The sequence below is a fragment of the Pedobacter sp. TM02 genome (genome assembly GCF_059705275.1).
In genome coordinates this window covers 1,212,090-1,230,903 of sequence record NZ_AP046530.1, presented here as the reverse complement: position 1 = coordinate 1,230,903, position 18,814 = coordinate 1,212,090, and the positions used below count along the sequence as shown (strand labels likewise).

Here is an 18,814-nt window from a genome sequence, read left to right as displayed (position 1 = left end):
TAAGACGGACAAGCCGAACACCGGATTACAAAGTAGGTGATAAAAAACAATAACATGAGTTATCCATTATTAAGAGCAAGACAAAATTACTTAAATGCCGAAGTAAGAAAAGGCCATGGTTTCCCAGCATTTGAGCAAATGACAATCATTTATTCGGGATATGTAGCCGAAGGAAATTATTGGACAGGTGGTGAAGGCGATAGGATTTGTGTAAAATGCTCAAATACGCCCGGAGCTAACTTGGCCGCTCAACCAGCATTCTGTGCTACCAGCTACTCAGGAGTTGATGTAGGCAACCCGTCTGTTTCAGAATTTTAATTAGGGCATGTATTTTCAGGTTTCGATAAGGTTTTTGAAAGACAACAGTTCTGCAATGCCTATTTCAATTCCAAACGCTCTTTCTTTACGCTGGTGGCCAATAAGATCACGGCTACCAGCAAAACAACCCAGCCCCATTGGAAATGGATGGTTTTAGACAGCATCCTGTCGAAGAATTTGGAACCAAAATAATTGTGCACCTTAAACCAAACTGCAATGAGCATTAACGCGCTCCAAACAAGCGTAACGATAGCCATCACCCTAAAAGCACCAAGTGCGCGTACAAAGAGCAACAATGCAGTTAGTCCTAAAATGGCCATAGAAATGTAAAGCAACCTTGGGTCGGCCTCATACAAAGTCCAGTTGCCTTTTAATGGAACCCTTAACATCGGTGCAATGGTGATGGCAATAGTAGCCAGGATTAATCCTATATAAGCATTGATTTTTTTTACGACTAACATCTGATGGCGGTTACGCTGGTTTAAATGAATGTTGGATAATTTGCGATAAAGTTAAGCGCTAGACCGTACGCTAGCAAGGCAAATTGAAAAATGGCGTTATCTTCTGGTGTCTATACCCATTTTATCGGCAAAATGCGCACAATAATCGCGCAGGTCTTCTACAATGTTCTTTTCGCCCGTTGCCTTTAAAAAGCTGTCGCCCATGGTTTGCAGGGTTTCGTAAAAGAAGCGTTTCATTTCGTCAACCGGCATGTCTTTGGTCCAAAGGTCGATACGCATCGAGTTTTTATAGTTGTGGTCCCATAGCGCTAAGATCATCGATTTTACCGGCACCTGGTCTTTGTTTTCGGCATCGGTACTTTCCCAGAGAATTTGCTCGGGCATGTTTTTGTCGTCTAGCTCTACGGTAATCTTGATTTCTGCTTTCCTCATTGTATGTTGTGCTTACGCGATTTTAAAAGTGCAAATATGCTGATTTTAGCAAGCATATTACAGCGACTATCGTTTTACTTTTGTAATATTAAAATCAGAATGGCGGTAGCTGCGATAAACAGCAGCTCTACCATCCAAATGCGTTTCAGGCTTTTGAGGGCAAACCTAAAAATAAGGTCGCTTACAAAGGTTACCACTACAAGCGCCAAGAGCAGCCATTTGTAAAAACCGCCAAAATTTAACTGGCCCTTACCTGTAGCTGGCCCGAAAAAACTGGCAACCAACAAAGCCAGGCCCAGAGCGGTAATGATATTTAAAGGTGTTAATCTGAATTTCATGACTTAAAACGTTTGGCCTTTTTAAAGGGCTTTTTACCCGCTTTGGCTTTAGCCTTCTCTCTTTCACGGGCTTCGATCTGCTTGGCGTTCTTCTTCTCGTGAAAAGCACCTTTAAAGTCGGGATCCTCTTTACGCTTTTGGTTGTCTATTTCGCGAGCCAATTGCTGACGTTCTTCATAGGGTGTTTCCTCCACAAAAACTTCGTCGGGAATAGGCAAGCGGGCAATGGTTTGCCTGATCAGCTTTTCTATTTTCTTGAGGTAGTATTTTTCGGCCTCGTTGCAAAAAGTAATGGCATCGCCGGTGGCAAAAGCCCTGCCGGTACGTCCGATACGGTGCACATAATCTTCTGTGACAATAGGCACATCAAAATTAATCACATGACTTACGTCACTCACATCGATACCCCTCGATGCTACATCGGTTGCTACGAGTATACGAATATTGCCCTCCTTGAAATCGTTGATGGAATTGATGCGTGTATTTTGGCCTTTGTTGGCATGGATTACCCGAACGGCATCTTCGCCAAACCTGCGCATCATATTGCTATAAATGTTATCGGCAACGGTTTTGGTTTTGCAAAAAATAATCAGGCGATTAAACGCTTCATCATCTTTCAGCAAATGCTGCAGCAAATTGATTTTGGTTTTAAAATTGGGCACTTCGTACAGCACCTGTGTTACCGTGCCGGCTGGCGTGGCCTGCTCGGCAACCTGGACCAGGGTTGGGTGCTTCAGAAAATCGCCTGCAATTTTATGCACCAGCTCGCTCATGGTAGCCGAAAACAGCAGGTTTTGGCGTTTACGGGGCACTACTTCCAAAATACGATGTATAGAACCGATAAAGCCCATATCCATCATTTTATCGGCTTCGTCGAGCACCAAGAACTGCAGGTATTTAGGATTGATATCTCCCGATAAATAAAGGTCTAAAAAGCGACCTGGCGTAGCAATCAGAATATCTACGCCTGCTTTGATTTGTTCTTTTTGGGTTTTAGGACCAATGCCACCAAAAATAACCACCGTCCGCAAATCGGTATAAGTGGCAAACAATTTAACCTGCTCGGCAATTTGCATAGCCAGCTCCCTTGTGGGCGCCAAAATCAATGCCCTAGGCGAATCGCCCTGTGCATATTTCAGCTTCATGAGCATGGGCAGCACATAGGCCGCGGTTTTACCCGTTCCGGTTTCGGCAATACCAAAAATATCCTGGCCAGACAGCACCGGCGAAATGGCTTTTTCCTGGATGGGCGTGGCTACTGTAAAGCCTGCATCGGCAACTGCATTTAAAATCTGCCTGTTGAGCTTGAATTCTTCGAATGATTTTGCCATAGCCTGCAAAGATAGCAAATCTTAGTTAAGGTTGATGGGGAAGGAAGGTGGAAGGCAAAAGGTGGAAGGTGGAAGGTGGAAAGTTGAAGGTTGAAGGTTGAAGGTGGAAGGTTGAGGTTGAGGGCAAAAGCAGAAGGCTCGAAAATTGGTTGTCCAACATTCAAGCCTTCTATCGTTTAACCTTATTTTAGCTGGTATGGCTATTTCGTTGACCTAAGTATGGTAATATAGCCTTTGAACCTCAATCGCGAAGTTCCGAAATCAATGATGTAATAATAGGTATTTTCGCTCAGCGGACTACCGTTAACCGTACCATCCCAGCTGTTGTCGTAGCCTTTTTTCTTATAAACTATCCTTCCTGCCCTGTCAAACACCGTTACTTCATTGTTCGGATAAAAATCGATGTTATCGATTATCCATTTATCGTTATAGCCATCGTTGTTCGGAGTCAATATATTACTGGCATTGATTTTCGCATAGTCTTCTACCACATTCAGGGTAAAGCTTCGGCTTTGCGCACACGAGTTGGCATTGGTTACGGTTACGGTGTAAACGGTATTGACCTGTGGCCTAACCGTAAGAACTGCCGTATTTTGTCCGCTAATAATGCTATTATCGGCCATCCATAAATAAGATGTGCCACCAGTAGCCGTTAAGCGTGCAAGGTCGCCTTTGCTAATGCTGCCACCTTTGTCGCTGGTAATGGTTACAACCGGCAAAGGATTCACTGTTAGGGTAAAGCTTCTCGAATAGGTATCTACTCCCCCATTAGCCGTGCCACCATTGTCTTTAATGGTTACCGTAACCGTAGCTACGCCACTCGCACCATTTTTGACCACATAGTTTACCGAACCTGTGGTTCCGTTTTTGGTGGCAGTTAGGCTTTCGAACAAAGCGGCATTATTGCTGGTTACACTAACAGTGGTAGTTTGCGCAGTTTCTGGTCCGGCACTGATACCCGAAAGCGCTACGGTTTGTGCCACGGCGGTATAACAGTGCGTAATATTGTTGATGGCAGCCAAGGTAGGCACCTCATTTACGTCAGCAATTGCAATGGTGAACACTTTTTCTAGCGAGAGGCCAAACTGGGTTGTGCTTTTTACCCTGATGCTGTAACTGGCTTTGTTTTCGAAATCGAGACTGGCTGTGGTGTTTATGCTGGTTCCGGCAATGGTGAACAAGGCGTTGTCCGTATCGCCTGTTCCGCTTACCAAAGTGTAGGCAAAAGTGGCCGAAGGATCATCGGAAGTACTGCTCAATGAACCTGCATTTGTACCCGCAGGTCTGTTTTCGTACAAGGTAACTCCTGCCAAAATGATATTGGTTGGCGCACCTGCTTTTACTTTCAACACTCCATTTACATAAGCGATGGCATAGTTTTGTGCTACGGCCCCGCTTACGGTTATTGGGTAATCGCCAATGGCGCTTGCCGGTGTTGCAACAGTAGCCAGCACAGGCTGGGTAGTCAGTACCGCATTGGTTTCGTTATTTACAAAGCCGGTATAGCTAGCCGTTAAAGGCGGATTAGCCCCGCCAAAAAAGCGCTCTTTATTATCGGCTGTAATGGTTAATGTTGCTGGATTAATGGTAAAGTTAGCACCGGCATAACTCAATGTATAATTGGCATTGAGTGCTAAAGTGCCTTGGTTAATTGCATAGGGTCCTACATTTTCGCCGGCAGTTCTAGTTAGTGCACCTGTAAAGGCGTCACTACCTACCAATGGCCCACCTGCTGTAATGGCATAGGCAAATGTTGGATCGGCCTGTCCGTAGGTTTTGCTTTGCGATGCATTAGCTGTAACTGTAATGGCTTTAGGTGCTATGGCAAAGTTTGCGGGTGTATAGCTGAGGCTGTAATTGGCATTTAAAGCCAGCGTACCTTGATTAATAGCATAAGGACCAACATTTTCGCCGGCTACCCTAGCCAATGCACCTGTAAAGGCATCGCTGCCAACCAAAGGACCGCCAGCTGTAATGCTATAGGTTAAGACAGGATCTGCCGAGCCATATACCTTCGTTTGGCCACTATTAGCAGCTACCGTAACAGCTTTAGGCGAAATGGCGAAACTTGCCTCTACATAAGTAAGTGTATAGTTCGAGTTTAAGCTTAAGGTACCTTGATTAATAACATAGGAGCCAACATTTTCGCCAACGGCCCTGGTTAGCGTACCGGTAAAGGCATCAGTGCCGATTAGTGGCGCGCCTGCGGTAATGCTATACGTTAAAGCAGGATCGATGGTACCATAAACCTTAGTTTGGCCTGCCGAAGCCGTAACCGTAATTGCTTTTGGCGTAATCGTTAATGCAGAAGTGTTTGAAGCTGCCTGCGCAAAAGTATAATTTGCTGCCGTTAAACCAGAACCATTAATGGCATAAGTGCCAATTGGGCTTAGGTTGGTCGCCGCACTTGAAAAGGCTGCTGCTCCTGTAGTGGCATTTCCTAAGTTATCCGCATATTTAAAACCGGTTACCGTACCTGTAAAGCCAGGGTTGGTCGTTCCATAAACCTTACTCAACGCATCGGCCACATAGGTTAAGGTCGCTTTATTAATGGTTAAAATTTGTGTTTTTTGAGTTGCCGGCGCATAAGTGCCGTTTCCGACCTGATTAGCAAAGATATTTACCGTTCCGGCACCTACAATATGTACCTTGCCAGCTACGATTGTGGCTACGCTAGGATCGCTGGTCGAATAACTAACCTGCAAACCCGAGCTGCTTGTGGCACCTGGATCTATATCCGCATCGCCATAATTGGCTGTTGCAGCCGAGGCCAAAGTAATGGTTTGAGGCAGAAAATTGATGGCGAGGCTGTATGTTTTAGTAGCGCTGTAAGGCCCTGATCCGGTAGAAGAATCGGTGCTGCTGATATCAAAAGTATAATTGCCTCCTGTTGTTGGCGTACCGCTTAACACGCCTGCCAAACTGAGCATTAAACCGTTTGGCAAAGTGCCATTGGTTACCGAATAAGTGTAAGGTGAGGTACCGCCATTCGAAGTTAAGGTTTGGCTATAAGCCGAGGCTACGGTTCCTCCAGGCAATGATGCAGGTGCCAAGGCAATGCTTGGAGCCGCCACTACCAAAGTATAAGCCTTTGGACTCGTATAAGGCCCGGCACCTCCCGAGGCATCCGTTGCGGTTATGGTAAAATTAAAAGTGCCTCCAGCAGTTGGTGTTCCGCTTAAAACACCAGTAGCGCCATTTAAGGTTACACCTGCTGGCAGAGAACCTGCACTTACCGCAAAAGAATAAGGCAATGTACCACCATTAGCTGTAATCGTTTGTGAATAGGCCGAAGCTATGGCTGCATTAGGCAAAGTTGCCGGATTAACGACAACCGTTGGCGCACCAATAGTAAACGTGTAGGCCCTGGAACCGGTATAAGGGCCATTTCCGGCAGAAGCATCCGTTGCGGTTATGGTAAAATTAAAAGTGCCTCCAGCAGTTGGCGTACCACTTAAAACACCAGTAGCACCATTTAAGGTTATGCCTGTTGGCAGAAATCCAGCCGTAACGGCAAACGAACGAGGGCTAGTACCTCCCGTAGAAGTTAAAGTTTGCGAATAGGCTACACCAATATTAGGTGTAGGCAATGTGACCGGATTTACAACAATGGTGGGCGCATTAATGGCTAAGGTATATGCCCTTGATCCGCTATGGGGCGAACCTGTCCCTGTTGATGAGCCTGTTGCCGTAAGGGTAAAATTAAAGATTCCTCCAGCAGTTGGCGTACCACTCAAAACTCCCGTAGAATTATTTAAGGTAATGCCTGCTGGCAACGATCCAGCCGTAATGGCGTAATTATATGGAGCTATACCTCCGCTTGCGCTGACGGTTTGACTATAAGCATTACCCACAGTTCCGGCAGACAACGTAGTTGGCGTAACCGAAGTAACAGGTGGTGCCGCTACAACTGTATAGGATCTGGTGCCCGAAAACGGACCGCCACTCCCCGATGCATCGGTAGCTTTGATGGTAAAATTGAAAGTTCCTGACGAAGTGGGCATCCCCGATAAAGTACCTGTTGCAGTATTTAACGATAAACCAATAGGCACCGTACCCGCACTAATTACAAACGAATAAGGTGCAGTACCGCCGCTTCCGGTAAAGGTTTGGCTATAGGCCACACCTACCGTGGCCCCAGACACGATGGTTGGATTTACTACGATGGTTGGCGCAAGGGTAGTAAAGCTCAGTTGACTGCCATAACTCGTACCCTGGCTATTAATGGCATAGGCTTTAAAGTATATTGTCGTGCTAAAAGGCAAAGCGCTCACGTTACCGTTAAAAGTTCCTGTGCCACTGCCCATGATTACTTTATTATTGGCCGTGGTTGGGTTGGTTGTGGTCGACCATACAATACCCCTTTCGGTTACACTGGCACCACCATCGGCAGTAACATTGCCACCCAAAGTAGCAGTATTTGAAGTGATTGCACTTGCTGCTGCCGAAGATACGGTTGGTGCAACTTCTGTACCGGTAACAACACCTACCCTAATGTCATCTATCCAATACCTGTTGTTAGCCTTAAATAAAATACTCACCTGTGTAACGGTTAGGTTTTTCGTATAAACTTTTCCGCCTGTAGTATAAGTGCCTCCAGAAACCGGCGTATTATCAACTTCTACCTCGGGAGCACCTACGGTTTTGGTATAGGTAATTTCATAAAAAGGCGGAATACCCGGAAAAGCGCCTACATAACTGTTGATACTTTCCTGTCCCACATAAAAGCCATAGAACTGGAAAGGCTGTCCGTCTGCCCGTTCAAGCACAAAAGTATCGCCGCCAGAGCCGTCTTTTTGCAAGGAAGCACTGTTGCCGTTGCCATTGGTGGCACTGTTAGAAAAACCACCGTTGCAGCAAGCAGTAAGCTTATAGGCTACCCCTCCTATGGTAATGTTGGCCTGGGTATTCCAAATAGACCCCGGAGGTTGCGAAATAACCGCGCCGGCATCAAAATTATAAGTGGTTTGTGCACGGGAAGCCAATGCGAACCCAAAAAGCAAAAACCATACAAAGCATTTTACCAAGTAAATCTTCTTCATAGCCATCGTTTTTAATAAAATAGGTCCTTGATTTGAGCATTAATCATGTTTGGGACAATTAAGGATGAAAATATAAAATTACCTCATATTTGCGATCTCAATACCCCATTTGGCGTAATGTTCCTGTTACAAAACAATAAGGGCCAAATACATATACCAAGAGCTTGTTTGATGCAATTTGAAGCCTTGTTTATCCACTGGTTAAATTGTAATGCTTATCTTTGAAAGCATGAATACTTACCTGATCAAAAATGCTACCCTCGTAAATGAAGGCCAACAAAAGACTGCCGATGTTTTAATTAAAAATGGATTAATAGCAAAAATCGGACAAAACCTTAGCGCGCCAGAGGCACAAGAAATCAATGCCGAAGGCCTTTACCTTTTGCCCGGCATGATCGACGACCAGGTACATTTCAGAGAACCTGGACTAACACATAAGGCAGATATTTTTACCGAAAGCATGGCCGCCGTTGCGGGAGGGATAACCTCTTTTATGGAAATGCCCAACACCGTTCCCAATACCTTAACCCAGGAACTATTGGCCGATAAATACGCCATTGCGGCGCAAAGCTCGCTGGCCAACTACTCATTTTATATGGGGGCCAGCAACGATAATATCGAAGAAGTACTGAAAACCGACCCGAAACAAGTTTGCGGAATCAAAGTATTCATGGGCTCCTCAACCGGAAACATGCTGGTAGACAATGAGCAAACACTCGAAAACATTTTTAGCAAAGCACCTATTTTAGTAGCCACACATTGCGAAGACGAGCAAACCATCAGAGAAAACATGGCATCTTTCAAAGCACAATACGGCGATGAAATTACCATAGACATGCACCCTTTGATCCGCAGCGCCGAAGCCTGCTACAAATCTTCTTCACTGGCGGTCGAACTGGCCAAACGCTACCAAACCCGCCTGCACATCCTCCATATTTCGACAGCTAGGGAAGTAGCACTTTTTGATGCCGCCACGCCACTCAAAGATAAAAAGATTACCGCCGAAGCCTGTGTACACCACCTTTGGTTTAATGACCAGGATTATGCCAGCAAGGGAAATTTCATCAAGTGGAACCCAGCAGTTAAAACAGTTGCCGACCAAGCGGGTATTTTACAAGGGCTGCTCGACAACCATATTGATGTGATTGCCACCGACCACGCGCCTCACACCCTTGACGAGAAAAACCAACCCTACCTGCAGGCGCCATCTGGTGGGCCATTGGTACAACATGCGCTGCCTGCCCTATTAGAAATGCACCTGCAAGGCAAAATCAGCCTGGAAAAAATAGTGGAAAAAACCGCACATAACCTGGCCATCTGCTTCGACATCGAAAAACGAGGCTACATTAGGGAAGGTTATTGGGCCGACCTAGTGCTTGTCGATTTGAATGACCCCTTTAAGGTCACGCCACTGAACGTGTTTTACAAATGCGGCTGGTCGCCTTTTGATGGCGAAACTTTTAGGGCCAGCATCACCCATACTTTTGTATCGGGCAACCTAGCTTACTACAAAGGCAAATTTACCACCAGCGAAACCGGAAAAAGGCTCAGTTTTACCAGATAATTTGATGGAAAGGCTAAGTTAATCGGCAATATACCTCAAATCAGCACAAGAAATGGTTTCAAAACAGCTTCGCCTTACCACATTTATACTGCTTGCTGTATCGGGCATGATTTTCATCATCGGCCTGTTTCCGTATGTTGTGCTGCAATACTATTCAAAAGGCTTTTACCCGGTCGTTTCTACCGCTTTGCGGTGGATTTCTTCTTGGTTTCCCTTTGCCTTGGGCGATATCCTTTATGGGATTTTGATTATTTTCGGGCTCACCAAACTCTTTCTTTTCTTCAAAAAACTAAGGCCAAAAGCAAATCGGCGCGTACTCATTATGGGCACTCCTTTACGGCTGCTTAACCTGATCTTGATCCTGTACATTAGTTTTAAGCTGCTTTGGGGCCTCAATTATGCAAGGCCAAGCATTAGCAAACAACTGAACATCAGCGACGAAAAATATACCGTCAAGGAACTGGTCTTGCTAACCAATTATTTTATAGATCGCTTGAACACCCTGCAGCAAATTGCAGAAAACAAGCCCAGGGCTATTAAACAACTGCAAGAACAAGCCGTGCAGGCTTATGGGCAACTGGCCCAGAAAAATGCTTTCTTCAGCTATCCTTCTCCTTCGGTAAAACCAGTGCTCAACAGTTGGATCATTTGTAAAATTGGCATTGAGGGCTATTACAATCCGCTTTCGGGCGAAGCCAACATCAACACCAAATTGCCGGCTTGGGTATTGCCATTCGTAACCTGCCATGAAATTTCGCATCAGTTGGGCGTAGCACGCGAAGATGAAGCCAACTTGGTAGCTTACCTGGTTGGAAGCCACAGCAACGATGTAGACCTGCAATATGCAGTATATTACAATATGCTGAGGTACCTGCTTTTTGAGTTGAGGTTTAAATCGCCGGAAGATTATCTAGCCTTGCGCAATAAAATAGACCCTAGAATCATAGCCAATTTTAAAGCTGAAAATGAATTTTGGCGCAAATACAACGGCCAAATGTCAAACTACATGGGCGTTGCCTTTGACAAGTTCCTCAAACTGAACAACCAGCAACGCGGCATCAAAAGCTATCAGAACATTGTGATTTGGCTATGGAACACCCATAAAAAACAGTTGACAAACGACACCAACCAACCAACCAACTAGATTCATCGTCAACAAACTAAAAACTACCCGTGAATAGCCTCTTTGTTGCCAAAGCTTTGGATAAGCTCTCCTTCAAAGGCAAGCCATTCCTTCCATCTTTTATCCACATCTACATCGGTACTGTATTGGCGTGCAAAATTAAGGAACGTAGTATAGTGACCAGCTTCCGAAACCATCAAATCGTGGTAAAACTTGGCCAATTCTTCGTCTTTAATATTTTGCGAAAGCACCCTGAAGCGTTCGCAGCTACGTGCTTCGATCATAGCGGCAAACAAGAGCCTGTCTATAAAAGCCATGTTGCGGCTTCCATCTTTTTTGCTGAATTTGAGTAATTTGCCCACATAGTCGTCTTTGCGCTCGCGACCCAAGGTATAGCCACGCTGCTTGATAATTTCTACGACCTGCTGAAAATGCTGCATCTCTTCAATGGCAATAGCCGTTAGCGCATCAACCAGCTCCTGATGCTCCGAATTGTTGGCAATCAGCGTAATGGCATTGGTAGCGGCTTTCTGTTCGCACCAGGCATGGTCGGTTAAAATCTCTTCCAAATTCGATTCTGCAATGTTTGCCCAACGTGGGTCTGTCAATAATTTTAATCCTAGCATGGTGTAACAGGTAATTCTGGGCAAAATTAGGAAAAAAGATACACTTGCGAAGTTTGCGCAATTTGAAACTTCGAAAGGGTTACTTTACTTTTACAGAAATTTCAACCATGAAAAACCAAAAACTATTGATTATCGGATTGGTATGGCCAGAACCCACTTCGTCGGCGGCGGGTACGCGCATGCTCCAGCTGATCAATTTATTTTTGGATCAAGGTTTCCAAATCACTTTCGCTTCTGCCGCTACTAAAAGTGAATTTAGTTTCGATTTGCCAAGCATCGGCGTAACCGAACAGGAAATCAAGCTAAACGATTCGGGCTTCGATTCTTTTGTAAGCGCCTTAAATCCTACCCTGGTAATGTTCGACCGTTTCATGACCGAAGAACAATATGGCTGGCGGGTAAAGCAGCAATGCCCCGATGCGCTTTTGATTTTAGACACTGAAGACCTCCATTTTTTAAGGATAGCCCGCCAGGAAACTTCAAAAAAAGGTCGCCAGTTTGCAAATAGCGACTTGTTTTCGGATCATGCCAAAAGAGAAATCGCCTCCATACTTCGCTGCGACCTTTCACTGCTCATTTCCGAAGCAGAGCAACAGCTGCTCAGGCAACAGTTCCACATCCACCCTTCGTTGATCTATTACCTTCCTTTTTTGGAAGAAGAACTCAGCGAAGACAAAATTGCGCATTGGCGAGGTTTTGAGGAGCGCAACGACTTTGTATTTATAGGCAATTTCCTGCACGAGCCCAACTGGAATGCCGTTCAGGTGCTTAAAACTACTATCTGGCCCTTGCTACGAAAGGCGCTTCCACAAGCAAATTTGCATATTTACGGTGCGTATCCCTCGCAAAAAGTACTGCAGCTGCACCAACCAAAAGAAAACTTCTACATCAAGGGCAGGGCAAAAAATGCAAGGGAAACCATTTCCAACTATAAAATCTTATTAGCGCCCTTACAGTTTGGCGCAGGTGTAAAAGGCAAACTGATTGATGCCATGCAGAGCGGCACACCAAGTGTAACCACCACCATAGGCGCCGAAGCCATTAAAGGCGAGATGAACTGGAACGGCTTTATTGAAGACAACCCTACACAGTTTGCTGCAAAAGCGACCCATCTTTATCAAAACAAGGAACTCTGGGAAAATAGCCAACAAAACGGCATCGGTATCATCAACCAGCGCTATTCAAAAACATTATTTGGCCAGGCCTTGATCAAACAGCTACATGGGCTACTGGCCAACTTAACCGAACATCGTCAGCAAAACTTTTTTGGCCAGCTGTTGCATTACCATACCGCACAAAGCACCAAATACATGTCGCTTTGGATTGAGGAAAAAGGGAAGAGAAGTTGAAAGGTTAAAAGTTGAAAGTCTAAAGTCTAAAGTTGAAAGCTGGAAATTTAAAGCATAACATTTTATTCCCCTCTGTGGAGGGGTGCCCGCAGGGCGGGGTGGCTTAAAAGAAAGGAAGTAGAAGTTAAAGGTTGAAAGTCTAAAAGTTTAAAGTCCAAAGCTGAAAGCACCCCAACTTTTCAACCTCAATTCGGCAACCCTACACAACAATCCCCCAATCCCGCCTCAACTTTACAACATGACAACAATACTAAGCTAGAAACTCCGTAAATTTGCGCCATGGCAAAAATATCCATCAATCTGGCAACAGGTTCTCTGCAACAGGAAGAAATTATTGTAGGCATCGATTTAGGCACCACCAACAGCTTGGTTGCCTTCATCAATCCAGACAAGCAACCACAGGTTATCAACGATACCGGCAAAGGCGTTCTGGTACCATCGGTAGTGCATTTTAACGAACAAGGCGACGCCGAAGTGGGCAACGAAGCCAAGGCTTTTTTAACCACCGATCCTGCCAATACCATTTTTTCGGTGAAGCGCCTATTGGGTCGTTCCTATAAAGACGTAGCCAGCCATCAGGATATTTTTAGCTACAAAATTATCGACGACGACACCGATGCCTTGGTAAAAATCAAAGCCGGCAATAAATTTTATACCCCTATCGAACTTTCGGCCGAAATTTTAAAAGAACTGAAAGCAAGGGCCGAACATGCCCTCAAAACTCCGGTCAACAGGGCTGTAATTACCGTTCCGGCCTACTTTAACGATAGCCAGCGACAAGCTACGCGTGACGCGGGCAAACTGGCCGGACTAGACGTATTGCGCATTGTAAACGAACCAACCGCGGCCAGCTTGGCTTATGGACTGGGCCTAGACCCTACCCAACAAAAAACCATTGCCGTATACGATTTGGGTGGCGGCACTTTCGACGTGTCAATTCTTCAAATCCAAAACGGAATTTTCGAAGTACTTGCCACCAATGGCAATACGTTTTTGGGTGGCGACGATTTTGACCGAGCCATCCTCGATTATTGGATAGCAAAAAACAACTTAGACCTTAAAACACTTGCGCAAGACCATGTGCTGATGCAAACCCTGCGTCTGCAGGCCGAAGCGGCCAAAAAAGCATTGTCCACGCAAAACCTTTACAACGAAAAGCTGGGCGACATTTGGTGCACTTTAGACAAGCAGACTTTTGAACAGTTGATCGAAAGCAAAGTAGCCGAAACCATCAATTGCTGCAAGCAAGCCTTAAACGATGCCCATTTAAAAGCAAGCGAAATAGACGAAGTGGTTTTGGTAGGAGGCTCAACCCGTACACCATTTGTCAAACAGGCAGTCAGCCATTTCTTCAACCGCCAACCGCACGACCAAATCAATCCCGATGAAGTAGTAGCCCTTGGGGCAGCCATTCAGGCCGATATTTTGGCCGGAAATCGTTCAGACATTCTATTGTTGGATGTTACGCCACTATCGCTGGGCATCGAAACCATGGGTGGCTTAATGGACGTAATCATTGCCCGCAACAGCAAAGTGCCTACCAAGGCCGGTCGTCAGTACACCACCTCTATTGATGGACAGGTGAACATGAAGATTTCAGTTTACCAAGGCGAACGCGATTTGGTAAAAGAGAACCGCAAACTGGCAGAATTCGATTTGAAAGGCATTCCGGCTATGCCCGCAGGACTTCCAAAGGTAGACATCAACTTTTTGCTGAACGCCGATGGTATTTTAACCATACAGGCCATCGAACTGCGTTCGGGCGTAAAACAGGAAATCGAAATCAAACCAAGCTATGGCTTAACCGATGATACAGTAGAAAAAATGCTGATCGACAGCATTGAACACGCCAAAAGCGACGTAGAACAGCGTATGCTGATTGAAGCCAAAAGCGAAGGCGAACAATTGGTTTATACCGCAGAACGATTTATTGGCAAAAATTCGCAAATCTTAAGCGAGGCAGAAATCAGCAGCACAAACACCCATATCAACGCGCTCAAAGAAGCATTAGCCAAAGGCGAAAAAGACCTGATCCTGAAAAAAGCCGACGAACTGAACGAATTTACCCGACCTTTTGCCGAGCGATTGATGGACATGGCGGTTGGACAAGCCATGAAAGGCAAGAAAATAGACGAATAGCATTGACTTGGCCAATTGAAAAGGGAAAGCAACTACGTTGCTTTCCCTTTTTTGTTATTTGTTACTGTTCGTAAACCGAAAGCGAAGCTCCCGGTATCGGGGTAGCGCCACTCGAGCCCAACTGGCTGAAAGAAAAACTGGCACCCATATCGGTATTGGTTTCTACCGCACAATAATACGGACTGCTCAACCACGAACAGCCGCTTACATCAGCATCATCAACCTTAATGTAATGCACACCGGTGTTGATATATTTGTACTCGGCCCTCACTTTACTTAAAGAAAAGGCACTCTGGGTAACCACCAAAGCCAGGCCAGCCAATAAACATAAACTTGGCATACTCATCTGTTTCAGTTTTCTCATCATCGTTTGACTGCTGTTTTGCATTTGAAAAAGCAGACGAAAAAGTTTGGTTAAGGGAAAGATTGATTAGCTGTTTTCTGCTTTACCTAAGTTAATCGAAACCAGTTGTTTTTCCTTCACATGATAAAAAATCGAACATTTTTGCATTCTATAAGTATCAATTGTTTTCTTTAAAGCATAAGATACATTCCTATATTTATTTAACTCAACAAAGGATAATTTTACACCAATGACAACCTGCATTCAAACCACTTCCGAAAATCCCGATTTTCAGCAACTCGTTAAGCTACTCGATGCTGATTTAGCCGAAAAAGATGGCAGCGAACATGCTTTTTATGCCCAGTACAATAAAACCGACAACATTAAACATGTTATCGTGGTTTACCGCTCCGGCCTGCCCGTAGGCTGTGGAGCCATCAAAGCCTTTTCGGTAGAAGCCATGGAAGTAAAGCGGCTATATGTGAAACCCGAAAACCGTGGCGAAGGCATTGCAACTACTATCGTTAAGGCACTTGAAGATTGGGCCAAATCATTGGGCTACGAAAAATGCGTGCTCGAAACCGGCAAACGCCAAAAGGAAGCCGTTGCACTTTACCAGAAAAACGGCTACCAAATTATCCCCAACTACGGACAGTATATCGGCGTTGACAACAGTGTTTGTTTTGAAAAGATTTTGAGGTAATGGATAAGCGTAAAAACGTATTGGCCATCATCGGCAGCACCAGGGCCAACTCTTCCAACCTCAACCTCGTTAAAACTTTTGCCAGGCAAAGCGAACATGAGTTCGATGTACATATTTTTGAAAGCATAGGCAACCTGCCACATTTTAATCCGGATCTTGACACCGAAAGCCCTCCCCTAGAAGTCGTTGCCTTTAGAAAGCTGATTGAGCAAGCCGATGCTTTGCTCATCTGTACGCCGGAATATGTTTTTAGCCTGCCGGGCTCATTAAAAAATGCCATCGAATGGTGTGTATCAACAACTTTGCTCTCACAAAAACCTACCGGATTGATTACCGCATCAGCCTCTGGACTGAAAGCGCACGAAGAACTGCAACTGGTGATGAGCACGGTAGAAGCCAGGTTTACCGAGGCCACTACCCTTTTGATACCAGGCATCAAGGGAAAATTCGACGCAAACGGCAACCTCGTTGACGAACCTACCATTAAACAGCTCAAAGCATTTGAACTGGCTTTTGGAGCATTGCTTGATTAGCTATGCCGTGCTTTCTAGGTTTTAAAAAATTCGAAAGTATTTTGTATATTCAAGTATGAAAAGATTAACGTTTACGCTCGCGTTAATCATCCCATTGCTATTATGTACTTCGTGGGGATTTTTTGCCCATCGGCGCATTAATCAACTGGCCCTATTTACTTTGCCACCCGAAATGCTGGGCTTTTACAAAAACGCCCACCAATACCTTACCGAACAGGCCGTTGGACCAGACAGGCGCAGGTATATCGATACGCTTGAAGCGCCAAGGCATTACCTCGATGTAGAAAACTACGAAACGCACATCGACAGCATTCCGGAGAAATTCAAGGATGCGCTGGCCAAGTATGGGCAACAGAAACTTAACGAAAACGGCATTGTTCCTTGGCAGATCCAGCGAAGCTACTACGGTTTGATTAAAGCCTTCCAACTACGCGATTCGATAAAAATATTAAAATACTCGGCCGATTTAGGCCATTACATTGCCGATGCCCACGTGCCGTTGCATACTACAGCCAACCATAACGGACAGTTAACCAACCAAGTGGGCCTGCATGCTTTTTGGGAAAGCAGGATTCCGGAGCTGTTTGCCCAAAACTACAAACTGATAACAGGAAAGGCCCATTACATCAATGATCCCTTAAAAAGTGCCTGGGCCATAGTAAAGCACAGTCACCTGCTGGTAGATACCGTGCTGAAGATCGAAGCCGAGCTGCATGCCGAATTTCCTTCAGACCAGAAATACAGCTTTAGTGAGCACAACGGCACTATCGTTAAACAGTACGCTTCTGCCTATGCCAAAGCCTACCAAGACCGCATGCAGGGCATGGTAGAAAAACAAATGCGCGCAGCCATTTTAGCAGTAGGTTCTTTCTGGTATTCGGCATGGGTTGATGCCGGTCAGCCAATACTTAAAAACCTGGTTAAAACCGAGCCAAGCCCCGAAGAAAAACGCGCTGCAGAACTCGAAGTGAAAAAATACAAAGAAGGCCGGATTATTGGTCGCGAATATTAATCTTCGCTCGCCACGGTCTCTTCGGCAGCTTTAGATTTAAACCTGCTCCTTACCGCAGCGTAAATGGCCGGGAAGAAAGTAACTACCGCAATGAGTACAACTACAATATCGAAGTTTGCCTTAAACCATGGAATTTGCCCCAACAAATAGCCCGCGAACAACAAGCTGAAAATCCACGACACGCCGCCTACAATATTGAAAGTCGTAAACCGGCCAAAAGGCATTTTGGCAATACCAGCCACAAATGGCGCTATAGTCCTGAAAATCGGCAAAAAGCGACTGAAAATAATAGCCTTTCCACCATGTTTTTCAAAAAACTCGTGCGATTGATGGTAATATTTGAGTTTAAGGATTTTGTTCTTCTCTTTAAATACGCCTGCACCGAGTACGCTGCCGAGTTTATAGTTGAGCGTGTTGCCCAAAATGGCTGCCACAATCAGGATCACTAGCATCAGCCAGATATTCAAGTCGGTTTTACCTCCTGCAATGAGTGCGCCTGTTGCAAAAAGCAGCGAGTCGCCAGGCAAAAAAGGTGTTACTACAAAGCCTGTTTCGGCAAAAATAATAAGGAAAAGGATGAGGTAGGTTAAAGTATGGTATTCGTTTACAATGTCGGCAAGGTGCTTATCAATGTGCAGAATAAAATCCAAGAGTTGTTGCAGTAGTTCCAAAATATCTGATTTTTGCCCAAAAATAGGCATCTGCTTTTGATAACCGCGTATCTTTTAGAAATTATTAGTTATAAATTACCTTATTGATTTTTAAGGTGGCATTTGAAGTGCCGTTAATCCAGATGGTATAGATTTTACCGGCCTCAAATTCAGATCCTGCAATGGTTTTATTTGCACTGCTGCCCAAAACCGAAATGTTAAGGTTAACATTTGGTTCTATAGAAAAATAGCCCGACGCTCCCTTAAATGGCAATGAATTAACCAACAAAACGCCTCCGGCCAGGTTTACATTCAGGGCATTGGTAAAAAAGGCGCCCAGGTTGATGATGCGTATCTTCGCTTTTCCCGCTTCTGTGGCGCCCAAATTATCTTCAAAAGTGAGCACTTCACCATTGCCTGTTTTGTCTTCTACATAAAATGAGGTGTAAGACAAGGTGGGCACAAAATTAAACGATGTGGGTGTATCTGCTACCCCATCAATAGCCACATAGGTATTTTTAACGCCCGATTGCACCTTTACATAATCGCTTACCTGTCCGGCATCAAGTGCGGCCATATTTATTTTGATATCGTCTAGATAAAAATCAACCTGCCCCGATTTGTTAGCGGCATTGATCATTTTCACCTTGGCATCTCCCTTTACCTCGTTTGTACCAGGCACATCGTCCTTTTTACAAGAAAACAGACACAAAACTGTAGCAAAAAAAAGCAGGCTCAAATAAAATGAGGTCCTATTTACGTGAGTAGAGATCGTTTTCATCAAGAGTTTGGTTAGGATGGGTATAATACAACAATGGCTCGGTCAAAAACCAAGCCATTATTTATGATT

General features: G+C 44.9%; 17 protein-coding genes. 8 read left to right on the top strand and 9 right to left on the bottom strand.

Annotated elements, in window-relative coordinates; translation table 11 throughout:
* The first annotated feature begins 54 nt into the window (after nucleotides 1-54).
* On the top strand, nucleotides 55-318 hold the full coding sequence (locus AC6H1S_RS05250) for a hypothetical protein (protein WP_497565409.1): 264 nt from the start codon (nucleotides 55-57) through the stop codon (nucleotides 316-318).
* A 59-nt stretch (nucleotides 319-377) separates the two neighbouring features.
* Here AC6H1S_RS05250 and AC6H1S_RS05245 read toward each other — a convergent pair whose 3' ends face one another.
* From AC6H1S_RS05245 to AC6H1S_RS05225, 5 genes are all read right to left on the bottom strand, one after another.
* Entirely contained in the window at nucleotides 378-779 is a 402-nt protein-coding gene (locus AC6H1S_RS05245) for a hypothetical protein (RefSeq protein WP_497565408.1), read from the bottom strand.
* Between the two features lie 96 nt (nucleotides 780-875).
* A complete protein-coding gene (gene gldC, locus AC6H1S_RS05240) occupies nucleotides 876-1,211 on the bottom strand; it encodes a gliding motility protein GldC (protein WP_199140788.1) in 336 nt (111 codons plus the stop codon).
* A 74-nt stretch (nucleotides 1,212-1,285) separates the two neighbouring features.
* Entirely contained in the window at nucleotides 1,286-1,549 is a 264-nt protein-coding gene (locus tag AC6H1S_RS05235; protein WP_199140789.1) for a hypothetical protein, read from the bottom strand.
* Nucleotides 1,546-2,880 (bottom strand): DEAD/DEAH box helicase, encoded by a 1,335-nt coding sequence (locus tag AC6H1S_RS05230; RefSeq protein ID WP_199140790.1) that lies wholly within the window; start codon nucleotides 2,878-2,880, stop codon nucleotides 1,546-1,548. Before AC6H1S_RS05230 ends, AC6H1S_RS05235 begins: the two co-directional genes overlap by 4 nt.
* Before the next feature lie 200 nt (nucleotides 2,881-3,080).
* Nucleotides 3,081-7,922 carry an MBG domain-containing protein gene (locus AC6H1S_RS05225; protein ID WP_497565407.1) on the bottom strand — a complete coding sequence of 1,614 codons (4,842 nt, stop codon included), beginning with the start codon at nucleotides 7,920-7,922 and terminating at the stop codon, nucleotides 3,081-3,083.
* Nucleotides 7,923-8,151: 229 nt separating this feature from the next.
* Here AC6H1S_RS05225 and AC6H1S_RS05220 point away from each other — a divergent pair, with 229 nt between their 5' ends.
* Both AC6H1S_RS05220 and AC6H1S_RS05215 read left to right on the top strand, forming a co-directional pair.
* Complete coding sequence (locus AC6H1S_RS05220; RefSeq protein ID WP_497566020.1) at nucleotides 8,152-9,486, top strand: dihydroorotase; 1,335 nt, start codon at nucleotides 8,152-8,154, stop codon at nucleotides 9,484-9,486.
* A 52-nt stretch (nucleotides 9,487-9,538) separates the two neighbouring features.
* The gene (locus AC6H1S_RS05215; protein WP_497565406.1) at nucleotides 9,539-10,630 is read left to right on the top strand and encodes a DUF3810 domain-containing protein; all 1,092 of its coding nucleotides are present in this window, start codon (nucleotides 9,539-9,541) and stop codon (nucleotides 10,628-10,630) included.
* Between the two features lie 23 nt (nucleotides 10,631-10,653).
* On the opposite strand, the gene AC6H1S_RS05210 is transcribed toward AC6H1S_RS05215, so the two are convergent.
* Nucleotides 10,654-11,235 carry a MiaE family protein gene (locus AC6H1S_RS05210; RefSeq protein WP_497565405.1) on the bottom strand — a complete coding sequence of 194 codons (582 nt, stop codon included), beginning with the start codon at nucleotides 11,233-11,235 and terminating at the stop codon, nucleotides 10,654-10,656.
* 107 nt (nucleotides 11,236-11,342) lie between these two features.
* Here AC6H1S_RS05210 and AC6H1S_RS05205 point away from each other — a divergent pair, with 107 nt between their 5' ends.
* Nucleotides 11,343-12,584, top strand: a complete 1,242-nt coding sequence (locus AC6H1S_RS05205) for a glycosyltransferase (RefSeq protein WP_497565404.1) — start codon at nucleotides 11,343-11,345, stop codon at nucleotides 12,582-12,584.
* A 279-nt stretch (nucleotides 12,585-12,863) separates the two neighbouring features.
* On the top strand, nucleotides 12,864-14,723 hold the full coding sequence (gene hscA, locus AC6H1S_RS05200) for a Fe-S protein assembly chaperone HscA (protein ID WP_497565403.1): 1,860 nt from the start codon (nucleotides 12,864-12,866) through the stop codon (nucleotides 14,721-14,723).
* A gap of 61 nt (nucleotides 14,724-14,784) precedes the next feature.
* On the opposite strand, the gene AC6H1S_RS05195 is transcribed toward hscA, so the two are convergent.
* The gene (locus AC6H1S_RS05195) at nucleotides 14,785-15,090 is read right to left on the bottom strand and encodes a hypothetical protein (RefSeq protein ID WP_497565402.1); all 306 of its coding nucleotides are present in this window, start codon (nucleotides 15,088-15,090) and stop codon (nucleotides 14,785-14,787) included.
* A 226-nt stretch (nucleotides 15,091-15,316) separates the two neighbouring features.
* On the opposite strand from AC6H1S_RS05195, the gene AC6H1S_RS05190 reads away from it, so the two are divergent.
* Genes AC6H1S_RS05190 through AC6H1S_RS05180 form a run of 3 tightly spaced genes read left to right on the top strand, consistent with a single transcriptional unit; the run spans nucleotide 15,317 to nucleotide 17,314 of the window.
* Nucleotides 15,317-15,769 carry a GNAT family N-acetyltransferase gene (locus tag AC6H1S_RS05190; RefSeq protein WP_497565401.1) on the top strand — a complete coding sequence of 151 codons (453 nt, stop codon included), beginning with the start codon at nucleotides 15,317-15,319 and terminating at the stop codon, nucleotides 15,767-15,769.
* Nucleotides 15,769-16,302 (top strand): NADPH-dependent FMN reductase, encoded by a 534-nt coding sequence (locus tag AC6H1S_RS05185; protein WP_497565400.1) that lies wholly within the window; start codon nucleotides 15,769-15,771, stop codon nucleotides 16,300-16,302. Before AC6H1S_RS05190 ends, AC6H1S_RS05185 begins: the two co-directional genes overlap by 1 nt.
* A gap of 55 nt (nucleotides 16,303-16,357) precedes the next feature.
* On the top strand, nucleotides 16,358-17,314 hold the full coding sequence (locus tag AC6H1S_RS05180; RefSeq protein WP_497565399.1) for a zinc dependent phospholipase C family protein: 957 nt from the start codon (nucleotides 16,358-16,360) through the stop codon (nucleotides 17,312-17,314).
* Here the strand turns inward: AC6H1S_RS05180 and AC6H1S_RS05175 are convergent.
* Together AC6H1S_RS05175 and AC6H1S_RS05170 are read right to left on the bottom strand one after the other, a co-directional pair.
* Nucleotides 17,311-17,985 carry a DedA family protein gene (locus AC6H1S_RS05175; protein ID WP_199140811.1) on the bottom strand — a complete coding sequence of 225 codons (675 nt, stop codon included), beginning with the start codon at nucleotides 17,983-17,985 and terminating at the stop codon, nucleotides 17,311-17,313. The two genes, AC6H1S_RS05180 and AC6H1S_RS05175, sit on opposite strands and share 4 nt — an antisense overlap.
* A 64-nt stretch (nucleotides 17,986-18,049) precedes the next feature.
* Nucleotides 18,050-18,745 carry a DUF4397 domain-containing protein gene (locus tag AC6H1S_RS05170; protein WP_497565398.1) on the bottom strand — a complete coding sequence of 232 codons (696 nt, stop codon included), beginning with the start codon at nucleotides 18,743-18,745 and terminating at the stop codon, nucleotides 18,050-18,052.
* Nucleotides 18,746-18,814 lie beyond the last annotated feature (69 nt).